The organism is Mesorhizobium sp. M0802 (assembly GCF_040320115.1).
Lineage (GTDB): Bacteria > Pseudomonadota > Alphaproteobacteria > Rhizobiales > Rhizobiaceae > Mesorhizobium.
Map to the genome: position 1 here is coordinate 94,881 of NZ_JAMYOY010000009.1, position 16,152 is coordinate 111,032.

The following is a 16,152-nucleotide window of genomic DNA, read 5'->3' on the forward strand; positions in this document are numbered from 1 at the left end:
AAAGCCCGCAGGATCGCTCCCGCGGGCTTTTGGTCGCCTGAGATGGTGTCGCTTCGGGGGAAGCAAAAATCTGAGGAAGGCGGTCGCTTCTTAGGCGCCGCCGCCAGGAATGGGGGGCGCCAGCTTGCTGGCGCCTTTGATGATCTGGCTGAGGAAGTTCTGGTCCTTGCCGCCGGTCGGCGTGGTGCGCGAGATGAAGTCGAAAATCTTGCCGTCCTTCAGACCGTAATTGGCAATCTGGGTGACGCGCCCGTCCTCGCCAAAATAGACCGCGAGCACTTTCTGGTCGACCAGGCGCGGCTTGTCGAAAGCGACATAGCGCTTGCGCGTCTGCGAAATGTAATAGAACGCCTCATTGTCGAAGGTGGCTTTCGTCGATGGCGTGCCGAGCGCCAGAAGCACCTGTTCGCGGCTGGAGCCCACCGGCACCGAATCGACCGCTTGCTGGTCGATAACATAGCCCTGCGTCAGCGTCTCGCTAGGGTTAAGGTCGCCGAACATCTTGGACGAATTGCAGCCCGACAGCGCAGAAGCCACCAGCACCAGCGAAACCGCGGCGGTGGCCCCAGGCAGAAAAGTCGACTTGAATTTCAGCGCGCGCAACAACAACTCCATTAGCTGGCCGCAACTTGCGCTGGGCGGCAAAACCGGTAAACCAGCTTGCTTGCCGATGCAACAAGGCCCATTCAAACAATCGGTCCCCAGGAGACCACCCTCAATGTTCCAGCGCCTTTTTGGCCGCGAACGCAATGCCAACCGCGCTATCACCGAGGCGCTTTACGCACAAATCGTGGCGGCGGCGCGGCAGACCGTGTTTTATTCCCTCTGGAATGTGCCGGATACGCCGCTCGGCCGTTTCGAGATGCTGTCGCTGCACATGTTCCTGTTTCAGCACCGGCTGCGCGGCGAAGAGGGCGTCGCGCATGAGGTCGCGCAGGTGCTGATCGACGAGTTCTTTCTCGATGTCGAGCATTCGCTGCGGGAACTGGGCGTTGGCGATGTCGGCGTGCCCAAGCGCATGAAGAGGCTGGCCAAAATGTTCTACGGCCGTACCGCCGCCTATGACGACGCGCTGGAACGCAGCGACCGCGACGCGCTTGCTGCCGCCCTGGCGCGCAATGTCAGGCCCGATGCCGGCGCCTGGCCGCAAGCCTTGCCGCTGGCGTCCTATGTAATCGATGCCGCAAGGCAGCTTGAAGCACAGCCGTCCGAATTGATCGTTTCCGGTGCCGTGGCGTTTCCCGTCGCGAAAGCGGAGTGAGGAGGGGAGACCAAGATGAAACATGTGGACACGCCTAGCCCGGTCTCATTCGCGGCCAATGTCGGCCGCCTGCCGCACAAAGGTTTGCAGGTGGTGATCGACGCCGACGCCGCGCAGCGCGCAATGCTTGCGCGCGAGCACGAGCTGCTTTCGGTCGAAAACTACCGTGCTGAGCTTTTGGTGGCGCCGTGGAAGCGCAATGGCGTCAAGGTCAGCGGCCGCGTCGAGGCTGATATCACCCAGGCCTGCATCGTCACCCTTGAGCCGGTCGCGGCCCATATCGACGAGGAGGTCGAGGCGCTGTTCCTGCCGGAGCAATCCAAGCTCGGACGGCAAGGGTTCGAAGGCGGCGGCGAGATCCTGCTCGACGCCGACGGGCCGGACAGCCCGGAAACATTCTCCGGCGACACGATCGACGTCGGTGCGCTCGCCGAACAGTTCTTCGGGCTGGCGATCGATCCCTATCCGCGCAAGGCAGGCGCCTCTCTCGATGCCGCCGGCCCGGACGAGCCCGTCGAGAATGAATTCCAGCAAAAGCTGCGATCCTTGCTTGGAAAATCCTAAAACCCGAAGCGATCGCAGAAAAGCCGGTTGTGCGGCAGCCCAAAACCGCTATTTTCGCCGAACCTTCGCGAGCCCCCGAATTTCGCGAGTTTCGTATTTCTTTCGCGGGCCATGTGCCTTGGCCCAAGCTAGTGAGATAAAGACCGCGTGATCAGGATTTCCATCGATGCCATGGGTGGCGATCACGGGCCAAACGTGGTCATCCCGGCACTCATGACGGTCGCCGTCAGGCGTCCCGACATCCGCTTCGTCATATATGGGCGCGAGGAATTGGTGCGCCCCGAACTCGCCAAATTCCCCAAACTGGCCGAGGTCAGCGAGTTCCACCATTGCGAAGTTGCGGTCAGGATGGACGACAAGCCGAGCCAGGCGCTGCGCCACGGCCGCTGGAAGTCGTCGATGTGGAAGGCTGTCGAAGCAGTCAAGAGTGGCAGCGCGCAGGCCTGCATTTCGGCCGGCAATACCGGCGCGCTGATGGCGATGTCGAAATTCTGCCTGCGCACGATGGCGACCATCGATCGTCCGGCGATCGCGGCGATCTGGCCCACGATGCGCGGCGAGAGCGTGGTGCTGGATGTCGGCGCCACCATCGGCGCCGATGCGCACCAGCTGATTGACTTTGCCATTCTCGGCACCGGCATGGCGCGCTCGGTGTTCGGCATCGACCGGCCGAAAGTCGGCCTGCTCAATGTCGGCGTCGAGGAGATCAAGGGACAGGAAGAAGTCAAGGAAGCCGGGCGCATGCTGCGCGAGGCCAACATGGCCTCGATGAATTATCATGGCTTCGTCGAGGGTGACGACATCGGCAAGGGCACGGTCGACGTGGTCGTCACCGAGGGCTTTGCCGGCAACATCGCGCTCAAGACGGCAGAAGGCACTGTGCGCCAGATCTCAGGCTATCTGCGCGCCGCGATGAACCGCACGCTGATGGCCAGGATCGGCTATGTCTTCGCCAAGGGCGCTTTTGACCGCCTGCGCGAAAAGCTCGATCCGGGCCGCTCCAATGGCGGTGTTTTCCTGGGTCTGAACGGCATCGTGGTAAAGAGCCATGGCGGCGCCGATTCGGACGGTTTCGCGGCGGCCATCGAGCTGGGCTATGACATGGTGCGCAACAATCTGATCGACCGCATCGAGGCCGATCTCGACCTGTTCCATGCGCGCAACCCGCATGCCCAGGCAAGCAGGAAATCCGACGCCACCGTCGACGAAAAGGAATAGGAAAGAGCTTTGATCAGATCAGTCGTGCGCGGCACCGGTGCTGCGCTGCCCCTCCGCATCATGAAGAATGCCGATTTCGAAGGCATGGTCGAAACCTCGGACGAGTGGATCGCCCAGCGCACCGGCATCCGCCAGCGTCATATCTCCGCCGATGACGAGACGACGGCGTCGCTGGGCGAGGCGGCGGCGCGCGCAGCGCTCGACAATGCTGGTCTTACGCCTGCCGACATCGACCTGATCGTGCTGGCGACCTCGACGCCCAACAACACCTTTCCGGCGACCGCCGTCGAGATCCAGAACCGGCTCGGCATGCATCACGGCTTTGCCTTCGACCTGCAGGCGGTGTGCTCGGGCTTCGTCTATGCGGTGACCACCGCCGACCTCTACATCAGAGGCGGCCTCGCCAAGCGCGTGCTGGTGATCGGCGCGGAGACCTTTTCGCGCATCCTCGACTGGAGCGACCGCTCGACCTGCGTCTTATTCGGCGACGGCGCCGGCGCGCTGGTGCTGGAAGCGGATGAGGGCACCGGCGGCATTGCCGACCGTGGCGTGCTGGCGATGAGCCTGCGCTCCGACGGCGCGCACAAGGACAAGCTTTTCGTCGATGGCGGTCCCTCGACCACCGGCACGGTCGGCCATCTCAGGATGGAAGGCCGCGAAGTGTTCAAGCACGCCGTCGGCATGATCACCGATGTCATCGAGGCGACGTTTTCGCAGGCCGGCATAACCGCCGACGACCTCGACTGGTTCGTGCCGCATCAGGCCAATAAACGCATTATTGACGCTTCGGCCAAGAAGCTCGGGATTGCTGAGCAAAAGGTGGTGGTCACCGTCGATTTGCACGGTAACACCTCGGCTGCTTCCGTGCCGCTGGCGCTTTCGGTGGCCGTCGCCGACGGTCGCATCAAGAAGGGTGATCTCGTGCTCCTGGAAGCGATGGGCGGCGGCTTCACCTGGGGCGCGGTTCTCGTTCGCTGGTAAGTGCCGAACGGTCCGGTTTCGGTCCTTGACCTTGCCGGATCAATTACTTAGGCTCTGCCTTTACCTGTATCGATTTGTGTTTTTTGAACTGATGGGACGGTCGCATGGGGGGAAAGACACTTACGCGCGCCGACCTTGCCGAAGCTGTTTACCGTAAGGTCGGCTTGTCACGCACTGAATCGGCAGAACTCGTCGAGGCGGTGCTGGACGAAATCTGCGAAGCCATCGTACGCGGCGAGACGGTGAAGCTGTCGTCCTTCGCCACCTTCCACGTCCGTTCCAAGAACGAACGCATCGGCCGCAATCCCAAGACCGGCGAGGAAGTGCCGATCCTGCCGCGCCGGGTGATGACCTTCAAGTCGTCGAACGTGCTGAAAAGCCGTATCCTGCGCTCGCACCAGAACAGCAAGGCCAAGGGCGGCAAATAGGTTCTGCCGCAGGCTTCGGTTGAAAACGCCGGGCCGTTTTGACGCCGGGCTTGAATATTGTTTCATAAACCGCTGAAATGATACCCGATTCGGCAGACTGGGCCGGATCGCCGTCCAGCGTGAGGATTTCGCCCATGGACAAGAGCCCCGACGCTTTCCGCACCATCAGCGAGGTCGCGGAGGATCTCGATCTGCCGCAGCACGTGCTGCGCTTCTGGGAAACCCGTTTCAACCAGATCAAGCCGATGAAGCGCGGCGGCGGCCGCCGCTACTACCGGCCGCAGGATGTCGAACTGATCAAGGGCATCCGCCACATGCTCTACGACCAGGGTTACACGATCAAGGGCGTGCAGAAACTGCTGCGCGAGAACGGCAACCATTTCCTGGTCGCCATCGGCAATGGCGACATGGCTGCCGTCGAAGCGATCTCGCAGCGCAGGCAGGCCGATCAGGTGCCGCTGACGCCAGCCGCCCAGCCGCGCGGCATGGATGACGAGATGCTGGTCGGTCAGCCCAAGGTAAAACCCAGCCGCCGCTTTTTCGGCCTGGGCAAGACCGAGGAGGAAGGTCCGGTCCAGCCCGGCGCATCGAAACTGTCGCGCGACAACCGGGCCTTGCTGCAGGAGGCGCTGTTTGACCTCCTGGAGTGCAAGCGCCTGCTCGACCAGGTGCGCTAACCTTTCCGCTGCCCTCGGGCAAGCAGACCGGAACCGGTTCCGAGGCCATGCGTTTGGCCTTCTCTCAAAAGAAGGAAAAACAATCATGGTATCGCTTTCGACCCTCTCCGATCTCGATCTCGAAAAGCAGGTCGCGACCCTTTCCAAAGAGCTCGCCGCGTTGCGCAAAGTCGTGGCCAAACGCGGCGGTGCTTACTACGAGGACGGGCGCGATGCCGCTTCGGACTATTATGGGCAGCTTGCCGACCTTGTCAGCGATGCGCTGCCGGCGATCAGGAAGCAGGGCAGGGCGATCGAAAGGACGGCGCGCGATCGTCCGGCAACAGCCGCTGCTGTTGGGTTGGTCGTGGTCGGCCTTCTCGCCAGCCTGTTGCTCAGCCGGCGCTAAAACAATTCACGAAAACAAAAAGAAAATGGCGGCCGTCCCGCGGACGACCGCCATTTCCCTGATCTGCGGCCGATTACTTGGCGAGCTTGATCTTGGCCTGCGGCGAAACCTGCGCGGTCTGGCTGCATTTGCCATAGACAGTGCCATTCTTGTCCGTGGCGTCGGTATAGGTGCCTTTGCACTCGATCGAGAGCACCAGGCAATGCCCAGAGCCCTTGCAAACCGCGCCGCCGTCGCCCGTGGGATGCGTGCCGTTGGCGAAAGCCGAGGTCGGAACGGAAGCCGAACCGAAGGCCGAGACGATGAGGGCCGCGGCGAGCGTGATGCGCTTGAAGTTGGTCATTTGAGCATTTCCTTCTCTGGATCGAGGATCGCCACCATGGCGTCCTTCTGTGTTGGGATCGCCTTCTCGGCGTCCATGCCGGGTTAGTGCGGCCTCCAAAGCAAAGGTTCATGCGTGGTTCGAATTTTCTTCGCGTTTTTTTGCGACGTTGATTTTTTAGCCTTCGCCAACGGACGGCGCATGGCGGGGCCGGGCATCGATCATGCATTTCGCGTGAAGTACGCTGACGTAGCAGCGCGGCATCCCATGCGAAGGTCACACCGTGGCGTGCCCAAATGGCCGGCCAAGACCGAGTCCGCGCCCGGCTCTTGTCAGGTGGCGGCAGCAGTCATTGCCGCCACTTGGCACCGCGCTTTCTGCCACTCCCGGCTGCGACTATAACGCCAGTCCAAAGGTACCGGCGGAGGAGACGGGCGTGGTCGCAAATTACATCGACGAGTTCATCATGTTCTGCGCTGGGCTGTGGATGACAGGCGTTGGTTTTGGGCTGCTCCAAAGTCCTTTTCAGGCCCAACAAGGTCAGCAGCCATGGTGGCTGCAGGTCGCGAAGCATTTCAAATGGATGGGACCGCTTTTGATTTTGATCGCAATAGTGCTCGCGTTCGCGGCGCCGTCCTAGCGGGTTCCGACGGCATTGAGAGACCAGTGGTGTCCTGCAGCTGGCAACCTGTGGTTGCTCGCATTCTGACGCATGGGCGCCATCGAATCCTGCCTTCAGCTTTTCCACGTGTCGCCTGGCAAAAACCAACGGGAAGGCGGCCTTGGCGAGGACTCCAGGGCCAGCCTTCCCGTTGGGCAAGTCGGCCCTGTCAGGCCTTCTTGGCCTCCACCTTGTTGTGGTGGTGGTGGTGATGGCGGTGATGCTTCTTGTGATGATGATGATGGTGGTGATGCTTCTTGTGCAGCGGTGCTGCGTCGGCGCTGCTGGCGCCGATGAGGGGCAGAGAGACAGCCAGGGCAAAAGCCAGCCCGAGAGCCGACAGGAGGGACTTCTTCATGACTTCGTTTCCTTTTCTGCGCGGGCTGAATTTGGCCGTCACCGAGCAAGATCGGTGCCGGTGAACCCCGCAGTCATGACTATCGCCTCCGAACTTTTCGACAGTTTTTCCGGACTGTAGAATTTTGTTTCTGGATTGTGTCTGGCGGCTTCGTCGGCAACTTACATCGGCGGAATGACGCCGTTGGTGCCGACAACGACCCGGCCCGCGGTCAGCTTGCCGTCACTGCCGCGCTCGGCGTTGACGAACACCACAGCGCCAGGCTTGAGGTCGGCGGGCGTCGCCGGCGCGAAGGTCACCACCGGCGTCGTCTGCGGGATCGCGATCTGCTTTTTCTGGCCATTGTCGTAGGTCAGCGTCACCGTGCGACCTGCAATCTCGGTGACATCGGCGACCGCGCCGTTGGTCATCCGGCTGTTGGGCTCGAGATCCCACGGGCGGTCGCCTTCGCCGGCGCCCTTCAGCGCGGCCGGGAAGATCACCACCTCAAGCGCGCCGCTGCCGCCATCGGCCTTCGAAACAGAGGCAATGCCGAGGAAATCGCCTTGCTTGATATCCCCGGCATCCGCCTTGGCGACGCCGGAAATCTTCCACCCTTCAGCCAGCGCGATGGCGTCGGTAGCGCCTTCGCGGGTCTTCACCGTCAGCGTCGCTCCGGCAAAGGCGGTCACCGTGCCGCGAATGCGCACGGCCTCGGCGGCTTGCGCCGCGACCATGCTCGCGCCAGCGAGGCCTGAAATCGTGGCGAGCACGATGGCTGATGTCTTGAATGTCATGGATCTGATCCTCTTGGGAAAAGCTGGCCCGATGCGGCTGCCAGCAACATCAGGCTAACGCGCGAGCGGCGCAAAACCGCTGAACACTTCGGCGTGCGGCCCTTCAAAAGAACTTGATTGGGAGATCGGGGCGGAGATCCTATATGTGCCCTGGCGCCTGCGGTTTTGACGCCGGTTCACGATGCTGTGACGGTCGGTTTGGGCCTTGGCAAATCGCCGTCAAGCGGGCATTGTCCCGGCTCTCAGGCAACACCCTATCATTTGATCCAAAACTCTTTAGCCCCATGGAGTTGCCAATGCCCCAAACTGCAAAACACGAACCCTTCTCCAGGCTGGCGGCCGATGTTGCGGCCGATGTTGCGCTCGAGCACCCCGGCCTCAAAGCCATCCGGGAGACAAAGGGATACAGTATTGAAGAGCTTTCCCTGACCTGCGGTCTGTCGACCAGCGAGATTGCCGACATAGAGAGCGGCAAGGACACCGATCCGACGAAACTTCGCCGGATCGCCGCAGCATTGCAATTGCCGGAAACGGCCCTGATCGATGCCCCGGCGCCCACGGCGCCTGTGGAAAACCGGTCCGTTTCATAAACAACGGCCAAGCGTCGTTCAACAAGCCCGCCATGGTTTGCCCTGGCGGGCTCGTTGCATTCGCCCAACGGCGAATGTCACTTCTTGCTCGGATCGTCCGCCGGGTTGACGTAGGTGATCGCGAACGGCCCCTCGCCATGAACCTGGACGATCGTAGCGCTTGTCGTCCAGGCGTAATGGTTCATTCCCTGTGGGGCTACGCCGAAGCCGCCGGCGGTCAGTTCGATGCCCTTGGTCTCGTCGAGCTTGTCGCCCATGCCGATATGAAAATTGCCGGAAATCACCGTCACATATTCCGAGGTGGGATGGTTGTGCGCGGCAATCCTGTAGCCGGCCGGCAGCTTCAACCGCAGCACGTAGATGCCATCCTTCGAGGGGTCCCCGGCGATGACAGCCATGTCCGCGCCGGCGGGCAAGACAGCAGGAGCAGGGCCCCATTTGATGGCGTCCACGTTTATCGGCATGTCGTCGGCAAGCAGCCGCGCCGTCCCGATAAGCAGCAGCGCCAGAGCCGAGGCGAGCTTGAGCATGATGATCTCTCCGGTTGGTCGTGGGAGCACAGCATCAGCGCCGGCCCTGATCCATTGCGACGTACCAAGGCAGCAGCCCGAACACATCTCCCGCACGGGGGATGCGCCTTGCGTTGCTGACATGCGGCGCGACCCGCCTGGCCTGGTATCGCTGCAGCCGTCGAGGGGCGGGGAGGTTGCCGCCGACCGAGCGTGAAGCTATCCAGTGTGAACGCTAACCGCATTTTTCGAATGGGACGATGCCGAGATGAGCCTTGAGACCGTGCGCGCCTTCCTGGCTGCCCATGCGCCCGATGTCGAAGTGCTCGTCACCGAAGCGAGTTCGGCGACGGTGGCGCTGGCGGCTGACGCGCACGGCGTGGAGCCGGCGCAGATCGCCAAGACCATCTGCCTGCGCGTCGGCGGTGAGACCATGCTGATCGTGGCCGGCGGCATGTCGAGGCTCCACAACCGCAAATTCAAGGACCGTTTCGGCGGCAAGCCGCGCATGCTTGACGCCGACGAGGTTGTCGCGATTACCAGCCATCCCGTCGGCGGCGTCTGCCCATTCGGCCTGCCGGCGCCGCTGCCGGTCTATTGCGACGTCTCGCTGCGCGCCTTCGATGAAGTCGTGCCCGCGGCCGGCGCCACCAACGCCGCGGTGCGGCTGAGCCCTGAGCGCATGGCACAGATTGTCGATGCCGAATGGGTCGATGTGTGCCAGTAGTAATCGTCGGCTGATTTCAGCAGGAGATTTCTGGGAGCAAAACGACTGCGAGCGCAGCTAGTAGAAGATTGAACGACCCATTATACGTGGCGGAATGAACGACGTTTTTGGTTACATTGCCTATGGTGAGAACGAGCTTTACCATAGCGGCGCGCTACTCAGCGCCCTCAAGCTTTTGCACCATTGCCCGACCGCCAGAATAGTCGTCGCAACGGACAGGACTGACCTATTTCGCGCTTATCCTGTTGAGACAATGCTCATAACGGCCGAACAGAAAGACCAGTGGTCTTTCGGCGGAAGCTACCATTTCGGTATCAAGGCCGGGGCTATGCGTGAGCTTTTGCAGCGAGCAGATCGGCTCCTTTTCATGGACACCGACATGTACCCGGTGGGTGACCCGTCGAAGGGCTTCCGCTCGATCTCTGCGACCCATTCCACTATGCGCCTGTGCGAAGGGCCGCATCGCATCTATCAGAACGCGCTGCCGGGCAAGAACATCAGCGTCGGCGGCCAGGTCCTGACCGGCCAGGAACCGATGTGGAACAGCGGCATCGTCGGGATCCACCGGGACAACCTCACAGCCATGGTGGACGCCTTCGCCGCTATCAAGGCCGTTCATAAGGTGACCGACACTTGGGCGCCCGAGCAGTTCTGCCTCGGGGTAGCCCTTTCTCAAAACGGCCGAATCATAAGCCCTCATAGCCTGCCGATCCGACACTACAATACCCGAGGCAAAAAGCAGTTCGCTGAGCCGCGTGTTCATGCGTTCTTTAACGCGTACGGCATGGCGCCAGTCGGCCAGCAGGTTGCAAAGGCCAGTCGATATCGTCTATGGCGGACTCCCGCGGATCTCTTGCTCCAGAAGCTTAAGAGGTCACTGTGACGGGCTGGCTGCGCATGAGGAATCTGTTTCGATCCAAGCTGCCCCCAAGCGTGACCGTTGGACGTCACACCTATGGGGTGAGCCGGAAGAAGGTGCTTGGAGCGTCTGCCGCCACTCCGTTGGCCCTTGGGGCGTTCTGTTCGGTCGCCGGCAACGTGAGCTTTGAATGTTCCGGGGGAAGCCACGTGCCTTGGGCTGCAACCACTTTTCCGATCCACAGCCGCATGATGAACGCGACCGATCTCAATTCGCACGGCGGCAAACCCGTCGGCATTACCATCGCCAATGATGTCTGGATCGGCCGCCAAGCGCTGATCATGCCAGGCGTCCACATCGCGGATGGCGCTATTGTTGCGGCCGGCGCCATTGTCACCAGGGATGTGCCGCCATACGCGATCGTCGGCGGGGTCCCGGCCAAGCTTATCCGGTATCGCTTTTCACAGGATGTTATTGCGAAATTGCTGGCGATCCGGTGGTGGGAATGGAGCGACGAGAAGATCAAGCAGGAGGCTGCTTTTCTCACAGGTCCGATCGAACTCTTTATCGAGCGGCACGCCAGCATGGCGGCTTAAGAATGCACCTTGTTTGCGGGAAGTCGAAAAGACGGTAGCCACCTTGGGGGAAGCGGCCAACTATTTGTTTGGTCGGAGTGGCCGGATTCGAACCGACGACCCCTTGACCCCCAGTCAAGTGCGCTACCGGGCTGCGCTACACTCCGGACCGCGCAAAGCCATATATTTTCAAGGGTTATGGTGCAAGCGCTAAAACGGCGCGTTGGACCGGAAAAATCGCGAGGCATCCGGCCTTGTCGGCGCAACGCCAAGACGGTATGGCTCGCCCAATACCGAGACGGTATGGCTCGCCCAATACCGATAAGAAGGATTGCGCGTGGCAAATTCCTGTTTTTTTCTAGCGGCCGACGCCAACTATTTCCCATATGCATGCTTGGCGGCGCGCAGAATTCTGGACGTTTCGGGAGACGCAACGCCAGGCTTCATCCTGCATTTCGGCGCACGCGATGCCGATATGCGTGTTGCTGAACGCCTGCTGAAGAATCGCCTTCGCATAATGGACGTATCGGCGTTGTTTGCGCAGGCCGGTCATACTTTCCGGCCAAGCAATGTCGGCACTTTTGTTCGGCTTTTCGCCGACCAACTGCCTCAGTTCGCGGACTATGACCGCATCGCCCATGTTGATTGTGATGTCCTCTTCAATCGGGATATAGGTGACCTGGTGGGCCAGACACTTCATGCCCCATTGTTGGCCGCCCATGACGATTATATGTACTTCCGCCCAGGCTACCGGCACAAATTGTCGATGCAGCCGGGAGCGCCTTACTTCAATGCCGGTATCATCGTCTTCAACATGCCGCTGGTGCGTGAACAGGGACTTTTGCACCGCGCCAGAGATGTCGCCGTTGCCGGGCAGATGAACGATCAGAACGCGCTGAACATCGTCTTCGAGGGCAAGTGGCAGACGATGCATCCGAACTGGAATTTGATGTCCAACGATACGAAGGAATTTCGGTTCGCCCAAGCCTATGCCCGGCATTTCGCCGGCGGCAAGCCGTGGGGGAGCCAGGTCGACGTGGAACTTGAGGCGCTTGCCGTCTGGCGCGGTCTGGCAAGGGATACGCCTTGGCTCCAGCCCTTCCGGCAGCGCATTCCCTTCGAGCGAGGCGTCATGAGGCGATTCGCTCGCAGATTCGACGGCATCATGGGGATGTTGCCTGCCAAGGATCGGTATCGGCGGCGGGCAAGGTATGATGGAAGCAAGGTGCATAGGATTTATGCCGAGCATGCCCTTGCCGGTGCGATGGCCGTGCAGTTTCCTGAAATACTCGGCGGTTTCGCTTGAGATATTCGCGACTTTGATCCGTAAGGCGCAGGGCAGGAGAATTAGACTGTGTCGCAAAAGCCATGCTTCTTTTTCGCCGCCGATCAAAGGTATTTTCCGTACACCTGCTTGGCGGCGCGCCGTGTGTTGGATTTGTCCGGCGCCGTCGACGGCTTTATTTTGCACACCGGCGTCATTCCCAGTGACGACCGGTCTGCCGGTGAGCGTTTGCTCGAGGGGAGGATCGGCATCATCGACGTAACGAAGTTCATGGAGGCGACGAACTTCAATCGTGGAACGCATCCCACGCTTGCGACCTACATCAGGCTGTTCGCCGATCAATTGCCTCAATTCGAGCCATACGACCGCATCGCCTATTCAGACGCCGATGTGCTTTTCAACCGATCGATAGCAGATCTCTGCAACACCCCGCTCAACGCTCCGCTGCTGGCCGCACACGACGAGCAGACCTATTTCGACGTAAAGTATCGACAGCATTTGCCGATGCAGCCAGGGGCGCCGAAGTTCAATGCCGGCGTGCTGGTGTTCAACATGCCGCTGGTCAGGCAGGAGGGGCTTCTGGAGCGTACTCGGCAGTTGGCCTCCGAGCAGGCTTACGGGATGGATCAAGGTGCGTTGAACGTGGCTTTCGAGGGCAGGTGGCAGACGATGCACCCGTTCTGGAACGTGATGACCAACTACACCAGCCAGATCCCTTTCAGCCGCTGCTACGCTCGCCACTTCGCCTGGGGCAAGCCCTGGGACCGTCCGCCGATCGGTGTCGAGGTCGACGCCATGGCGATCTATCGCGATCTGGCGAAAGGCACTCCCTGGGCCGGCCGTTTCAGCAGCAGCTGGCCGATCAAGAGAGGCATACTGAAAAACCTCGGCCGCAAGTTCGACGCCATCAGCGGGATTTTGCTCAACGACGAGAAGCGCAAGCGACGGGCGCGGTTCGACGCCGAAAAGGTCAGCGCTATCTTCGCCGATCACGCCGACAAATCGATGCTGGCAGTGCAATACCCCGAGCGGGTTGCCGGCATCGCGAGATAGAGGAAATCCCGACAATCCGTCAGCAGGGCGGGGTCATCCGAACTCGGCGGCGTTCCCGTCGGTTTAGCTTGCCGCCACCGCCCGCAACCCGCGCTGATGCCTGTATTCCAGCGCGATCGCGCCCCAGATCAGGCCGAGCAGCAGGTAGACATGGCGCCAGTGGTCGATGTCGATGAAGGTGCCGACCCCGATATTGCCGATGAAAGCGACGTAGGCGCAGAGCAGATAGGGCTGCCATGGCCGGTCGCGCAAAAGGATGCGGAAGCCGGCCGCGATCGTCCACAGCGTCAGCGACAGGAACGAGACGAAGCCGAGCCAGCCATAATCCATCAGCGTCTTCAGCCAGATGTCGTGCGTGTCTTCGCCGAAAATGGTGCCGAACACCAGCGGGCCGATGCCGAGCGGATATTCGAGCGCCATCTCGAAGCCGATCGTGTAGCGGGCGAAGCGGCCAAGGCGCGCCGTGTCGTAGCTCTGTTCCAGCTGGGCGCGGCTGGAAAACATCTCGCCGACGCCGGGCAGCTGCAGGATGACGATCATGGCGACCACCAGCAGGGTGACGGCGGCAATGGTCATGATGATGACGCGCAGCCGGAACTTGCCGCTGTTGCTTTGCAGGAACAGGGCGCCGGTGAGCAGGATGGCCGAGACGGCGAACATGCCCCAGGCGCCGCGCGAGAACGAAAAGAAGATGCCCGCGGTGATGATCAGCAGCGGCACCGCCAGAAGCGGCATGCGCGCGATTGAGCCGGTCAACAGCAGATAGAGCAGATAGATGCCGGGCAGCACCAGGAACGGCCCGAACACGTTCGGATCCTGGAAGGCGCCCTGGGCGCGGTCGTATCTGGTGAAGATTTCAGCGCCCGGGAAAGCGTGGAAATAGCCGGCAATGCCGAGCAGCGAGGTCACCACCGCGGAGACGACATAGGCGATGAAGATCAGCCGGTAGAAGCCGGGCTTCACCGCCGTCACCGACGAGAAGAACACCGCGGTGAACGCGAGAAAAAGCGAGACGGCGAGATAGAGCGGTGTGTTGGCGAGATCGGCCATCTGCGTCATGGCAATGATGCCGCCGATGTTCATCGTGATCAGCAGCACGAGCAGCGGCACGGCCGCGCGCGATATGCGCAGGCCAAACAGCACCCACACCCCGATCAGCCCGACCATGAAAAGATCGTAGGGCGCCGGCTCGTCGATGACGAAGCCTGACAGGAAGACGCCGAAAAACACCGCGCCTGACGATATCAGCGCGATCAGCTTGGCATTGACCGCCGAGGGCGGCACATCATGGGAAATCGCGCTCAATAGGCGTTTTCCGTGTTGAGCAGCCGCAGCGGCGTCATGAGCAGGATGCGCAGATCGAACAGCATCGACCAGTTCTCGATGTAATAGAGGTCATATTCCGTGCGCATGCGGATCTTCTCATTGGTGTCCATCTCGCCGCGCCAGCCATTGATCTGCGCCCAGCCGGTAACGCCGGGCTTGACCTTGTGGCGGGCGAAATAGCCGTCGACCACCTCGTTATAGAGAAGGTTGTGCGACTGCGCGGCAATCGCATGCGGGCGCGGGCCAACCAGCGACAGCGTGCCGAACAGCGAGTTGAAGAACTGCGGCAGCTCGTCGATCGAGCTCTTGCGGATGAAGCGGCCGACGCGGGTGACGCGCGGATCGTTCTTGGTCACCGTCTGCTTGGCGGTCGGGTCCGACCGGTCGGTATACATGGAGCGGAATTTGTAGACTTCGACGATCTCGTTGTTGAAGCCGTGCCGCTTCTGCTTGAACAGCACCGGACCCTTGCTGTCGAGCTTGATGGCGATGGCCGTCGCCAGCATCACCGGTGAGAACAGGACGATGCCGATCAGCGAGAAGACGATGTCGAAGGCGCGCTTGGCGACCGAATCCCAGTCGTTGATCGGCCTGTCGAAGATATCGAGCATCGGCACCGAGCCGATGTAGGAGTAGGCGCGCGGGCGAAACTGCAAAGCGTTCGAATGCGCCGAGAGCCGGATGTCGACCGGCAGCACCCAGAGCTTCTTCAGCAGCTGCAGCACGCGCGTTTCGGCAGTCAGCGGCAGCGACACGATCAGCATGTCGATGCGCGCGATGCGGGCGAATTCCATCAGCTCCGAAATGGTGCCGAGCTTGGGATAGCCGGCCACGATCGGCGGCGAGCGCTTGTCGCCGCGGTCATCGAAGATGCCGCAGATGCGGATGTCGTTGTCTGGCTGCTTCTCGACCGAGCGGATCAGCATCTCGGCCGCCTTGCCGCCGCCGACGATGACGGCGCGGCGTTCCATGCGGCCGTTGCGCGCCCAGCGCCGGATCAGCTTCGACATCACCAGCCTGAGGCCGAACAGCAGAAGCAGGCCGACGACAAACCAGGTGCCGAACAGCAGACGCGAATAATCCTCCGACATTTTCATGATGAAGGCCGTCAGCGCCATCAGCGCGAAGGTGCCGGCCCAGACCATCAGCACGCGGCCGAGATTGGAGATCGGTCGCATCAAGGCGGAGATCTGGTAGCAATCGCTGACGTCGAGCAGCACCACGGCCACGAATGACGCCGCGGCAATGGTCAGCGGATATTGCCAGGCGAGATAGTTGAAGAAGCCGACAAAGTGGAAGTAGAGCGCGAGCCCCGACAGGAACAGCAAGCCGAATTCGACGATGCGCAATACGCCGCTGACCATGACCGGCGACATCGTATCGCGCCGGTATTGCGAGGCGACCTGGCGGGCAACACTGTTCATGCCGCCGGGCGTGGGGCTCTCGGCAGGACTGTCGAATTTGCGCACCGCATCGGCCGAAAAGCGGCGCGTGGGGTCGGTCTCGTTCATCGGGTTTCCCACAAGCTTCCGCGATGACGATAGCAGAAAGAGAGCTAAAAAAACCTTGAGACAACTTGTGGTTTTGGAGGGTC

The 16,152-nt window shown here is 61.3% G+C and carries 21 protein-coding genes and 1 tRNA gene; 14 read left to right on the plus strand and 8 right to left on the minus strand.

What is annotated here, in order from left to right; all coding sequences use genetic code 11:
* Positions 1-90: 90 nt before the first annotated feature.
* Positions 91-603 carry an outer membrane protein assembly factor BamE gene (locus NKI10_RS14905; protein ID WP_023669368.1) on the minus strand — a complete coding sequence of 171 codons (513 nt, stop codon included), beginning with the start codon at positions 601-603 and terminating at the stop codon, positions 91-93.
* A gap of 115 nt (positions 604-718) precedes the next feature.
* Here NKI10_RS14905 and NKI10_RS14910 point away from each other — a divergent pair, with 115 nt between their 5' ends.
* The 7 genes from NKI10_RS14910 (at position 719) to NKI10_RS14940 (ending at position 5,517) form a co-directional block, all read left to right on the plus strand.
* A complete protein-coding gene (locus NKI10_RS14910; protein ID WP_352860690.1) occupies positions 719-1,261 on the plus strand; it encodes a ubiquinol-cytochrome C chaperone family protein in 543 nt (180 codons plus the stop codon).
* 15 nt (positions 1,262-1,276) lie between these two features.
* Positions 1,277-1,825: a YceD family protein gene (locus NKI10_RS14915; RefSeq protein WP_352860691.1), complete on the plus strand. Its 549-nt coding sequence runs from the start codon at positions 1,277-1,279 to the stop codon at positions 1,823-1,825.
* Between the two features lie 147 nt (positions 1,826-1,972).
* Positions 1,973-3,043, plus strand: coding sequence for a phosphate acyltransferase PlsX (gene plsX / locus NKI10_RS14920; protein WP_023700539.1), 1,071 nt, complete (start codon positions 1,973-1,975; stop codon positions 3,041-3,043).
* Positions 3,044-3,052: 9 nt separating this feature from the next.
* Positions 3,053-4,024 carry a beta-ketoacyl-ACP synthase III gene (locus tag NKI10_RS14925; RefSeq protein WP_352860693.1) on the plus strand — a complete coding sequence of 324 codons (972 nt, stop codon included), beginning with the start codon at positions 3,053-3,055 and terminating at the stop codon, positions 4,022-4,024.
* Between the two features lie 104 nt (positions 4,025-4,128).
* Positions 4,129-4,452, plus strand: coding sequence for an integration host factor subunit alpha (locus NKI10_RS14930; RefSeq protein ID WP_006201891.1), 324 nt, complete (start codon positions 4,129-4,131; stop codon positions 4,450-4,452).
* Positions 4,453-4,586: 134 nt separating this feature from the next.
* Entirely contained in the window at positions 4,587-5,129 is a 543-nt protein-coding gene (locus NKI10_RS14935) for a MerR family transcriptional regulator (protein WP_023669374.1), read from the plus strand.
* 85 nt (positions 5,130-5,214) lie between these two features.
* The gene (locus tag NKI10_RS14940; protein ID WP_352860695.1) at positions 5,215-5,517 is read left to right on the plus strand and encodes a hypothetical protein; all 303 of its coding nucleotides are present in this window, start codon (positions 5,215-5,217) and stop codon (positions 5,515-5,517) included.
* A 73-nt stretch (positions 5,518-5,590) separates the two neighbouring features.
* Here the strand turns inward: NKI10_RS14940 and NKI10_RS14945 are convergent, their stop codons facing one another.
* On the minus strand, positions 5,591-5,860 hold the full coding sequence (locus NKI10_RS14945; RefSeq protein WP_023669376.1) for a hypothetical protein: 270 nt from the start codon (positions 5,858-5,860) through the stop codon (positions 5,591-5,593).
* Positions 5,861-6,275: 415 nt separating this feature from the next.
* Here NKI10_RS14945 and NKI10_RS14950 point away from each other — a divergent pair, with 415 nt between their 5' ends.
* Positions 6,276-6,479: a hypothetical protein gene (locus NKI10_RS14950; protein WP_023697438.1), complete on the plus strand. Its 204-nt coding sequence runs from the start codon at positions 6,276-6,278 to the stop codon at positions 6,477-6,479.
* A 190-nt stretch (positions 6,480-6,669) separates the two neighbouring features.
* Here the strand turns inward: NKI10_RS14950 and NKI10_RS14955 are convergent, their stop codons facing one another.
* Both NKI10_RS14955 and NKI10_RS14960 read right to left on the minus strand, forming a co-directional pair.
* Positions 6,670-6,858 (minus strand): hypothetical protein, encoded by a 189-nt coding sequence (locus NKI10_RS14955; RefSeq protein ID WP_352860697.1) that lies wholly within the window; start codon positions 6,856-6,858, stop codon positions 6,670-6,672.
* 161 nt (positions 6,859-7,019) lie between these two features.
* Positions 7,020-7,634 carry a hypothetical protein gene (locus tag NKI10_RS14960; RefSeq protein WP_352860699.1) on the minus strand — a complete coding sequence of 205 codons (615 nt, stop codon included), beginning with the start codon at positions 7,632-7,634 and terminating at the stop codon, positions 7,020-7,022.
* Between the two features lie 296 nt (positions 7,635-7,930).
* Between NKI10_RS14960 and NKI10_RS14965 the strand changes: the two genes are divergently transcribed.
* Positions 7,931-8,224 carry a helix-turn-helix domain-containing protein gene (locus NKI10_RS14965; RefSeq protein ID WP_023682373.1) on the plus strand — a complete coding sequence of 98 codons (294 nt, stop codon included), beginning with the start codon at positions 7,931-7,933 and terminating at the stop codon, positions 8,222-8,224.
* A gap of 77 nt (positions 8,225-8,301) precedes the next feature.
* Here NKI10_RS14965 and NKI10_RS14970 read toward each other — a convergent pair whose 3' ends face one another.
* On the minus strand, positions 8,302-8,754 hold the full coding sequence (locus tag NKI10_RS14970) for a cupin domain-containing protein (RefSeq protein ID WP_352860701.1): 453 nt from the start codon (positions 8,752-8,754) through the stop codon (positions 8,302-8,304).
* Positions 8,755-9,001: 247 nt separating this feature from the next.
* On the opposite strand from NKI10_RS14970, the gene NKI10_RS14975 reads away from it, so the two are divergent.
* From NKI10_RS14975 to NKI10_RS30915, 3 genes are all read left to right on the plus strand, one after another.
* Complete coding sequence (locus NKI10_RS14975; protein ID WP_352860703.1) at positions 9,002-9,460, plus strand: YbaK/EbsC family protein; 459 nt, start codon at positions 9,002-9,004, stop codon at positions 9,458-9,460.
* Between the two features lie 94 nt (positions 9,461-9,554).
* Positions 9,555-10,343 carry a hypothetical protein gene (locus NKI10_RS14980; protein WP_352860705.1) on the plus strand — a complete coding sequence of 263 codons (789 nt, stop codon included), beginning with the start codon at positions 9,555-9,557 and terminating at the stop codon, positions 10,341-10,343.
* Complete coding sequence (locus NKI10_RS30915; protein WP_280790704.1) at positions 10,340-10,915, plus strand: CatB-related O-acetyltransferase; 576 nt, start codon at positions 10,340-10,342, stop codon at positions 10,913-10,915. Before NKI10_RS14980 ends, NKI10_RS30915 begins: the two co-directional genes overlap by 4 nt.
* A 69-nt stretch (positions 10,916-10,984) precedes the next feature.
* On the opposite strand, the gene NKI10_RS14990 is transcribed toward NKI10_RS30915, so the two are convergent.
* Positions 10,985-11,061 (minus strand) — tRNA-Pro (locus NKI10_RS14990).
* Between the two features lie 170 nt (positions 11,062-11,231).
* On the opposite strand from NKI10_RS14990, the gene NKI10_RS14995 reads away from it, so the two are divergent.
* Complete coding sequence (locus NKI10_RS14995) at positions 11,232-12,200, plus strand: glycosyltransferase family 8 protein (RefSeq protein ID WP_084013644.1); 969 nt, start codon at positions 11,232-11,234, stop codon at positions 12,198-12,200.
* Between the two features lie 48 nt (positions 12,201-12,248).
* Positions 12,249-13,232 carry a glycosyltransferase family 8 protein gene (locus tag NKI10_RS15000; RefSeq protein WP_023705052.1) on the plus strand — a complete coding sequence of 328 codons (984 nt, stop codon included), beginning with the start codon at positions 12,249-12,251 and terminating at the stop codon, positions 13,230-13,232.
* 63 nt (positions 13,233-13,295) lie between these two features.
* Here NKI10_RS15000 and NKI10_RS15005 read toward each other — a convergent pair whose 3' ends face one another.
* A complete protein-coding gene (locus NKI10_RS15005; RefSeq protein WP_352860707.1) occupies positions 13,296-14,537 on the minus strand; it encodes an O-antigen ligase family protein in 1,242 nt (413 codons plus the stop codon).
* Positions 14,534-16,069, minus strand: a complete 1,536-nt coding sequence (locus tag NKI10_RS15010; RefSeq protein WP_023711534.1) for an undecaprenyl-phosphate glucose phosphotransferase — start codon at positions 16,067-16,069, stop codon at positions 14,534-14,536. Before NKI10_RS15010 ends, NKI10_RS15005 begins: the two co-directional genes overlap by 4 nt.
* Positions 16,070-16,152 lie beyond the last annotated feature (83 nt).

Bases quoted from the DNA above. Each gene is read 5' to 3' on its own strand.
- NKI10_RS14910 (WP_352860690.1), top strand. From the start codon at position 719: ATGTTCCAGCGCCTTTTTGGCCGCGAACGCAATGCCAACCGCGCTATC.
- NKI10_RS14915 (WP_352860691.1), top strand. From the start codon at position 1,277: ATGAAACATGTGGACACGCCTAGCCCGGTCTCATTCGCGGCCAATGTC.
- NKI10_RS14930 (WP_006201891.1), top strand. From the start codon at position 4,129: ATGGGGGGAAAGACACTTACGCGCGCCGACCTTGCCGAAGCTGTTTAC.
- NKI10_RS14935 (WP_023669374.1), top strand. From the start codon at position 4,587: ATGGACAAGAGCCCCGACGCTTTCCGCACCATCAGCGAGGTCGCGGAG.
- NKI10_RS14940 (WP_352860695.1), top strand. From the start codon at position 5,215: ATGGTATCGCTTTCGACCCTCTCCGATCTCGATCTCGAAAAGCAGGTC.
- NKI10_RS14945 (WP_023669376.1), bottom strand. From the start codon at position 5,860: ATGACCAACTTCAAGCGCATCACGCTCGCCGCGGCCCTCATCGTCTCG.
- NKI10_RS14955 (WP_352860697.1), bottom strand. From the start codon at position 6,858: ATGAAGAAGTCCCTCCTGTCGGCTCTCGGGCTGGCTTTTGCCCTGGCT.
- NKI10_RS14960 (WP_352860699.1), bottom strand. From the start codon at position 7,634: ATGACATTCAAGACATCAGCCATCGTGCTCGCCACGATTTCAGGCCTC.
- NKI10_RS14965 (WP_023682373.1), top strand. From the start codon at position 7,931: ATGCCCCAAACTGCAAAACACGAACCCTTCTCCAGGCTGGCGGCCGAT.
- NKI10_RS14970 (WP_352860701.1), bottom strand. From the start codon at position 8,754: ATGCTCAAGCTCGCCTCGGCTCTGGCGCTGCTGCTTATCGGGACGGCG.
- NKI10_RS14975 (WP_352860703.1), top strand. From the start codon at position 9,002: ATGAGCCTTGAGACCGTGCGCGCCTTCCTGGCTGCCCATGCGCCCGAT.
- NKI10_RS14980 (WP_352860705.1), top strand. From the start codon at position 9,555: ATGAACGACGTTTTTGGTTACATTGCCTATGGTGAGAACGAGCTTTAC.
- NKI10_RS15010 (WP_023711534.1), bottom strand. From the start codon at position 16,069: ATGAACGAGACCGACCCCACGCGCCGCTTTTCGGCCGATGCGGTGCGC.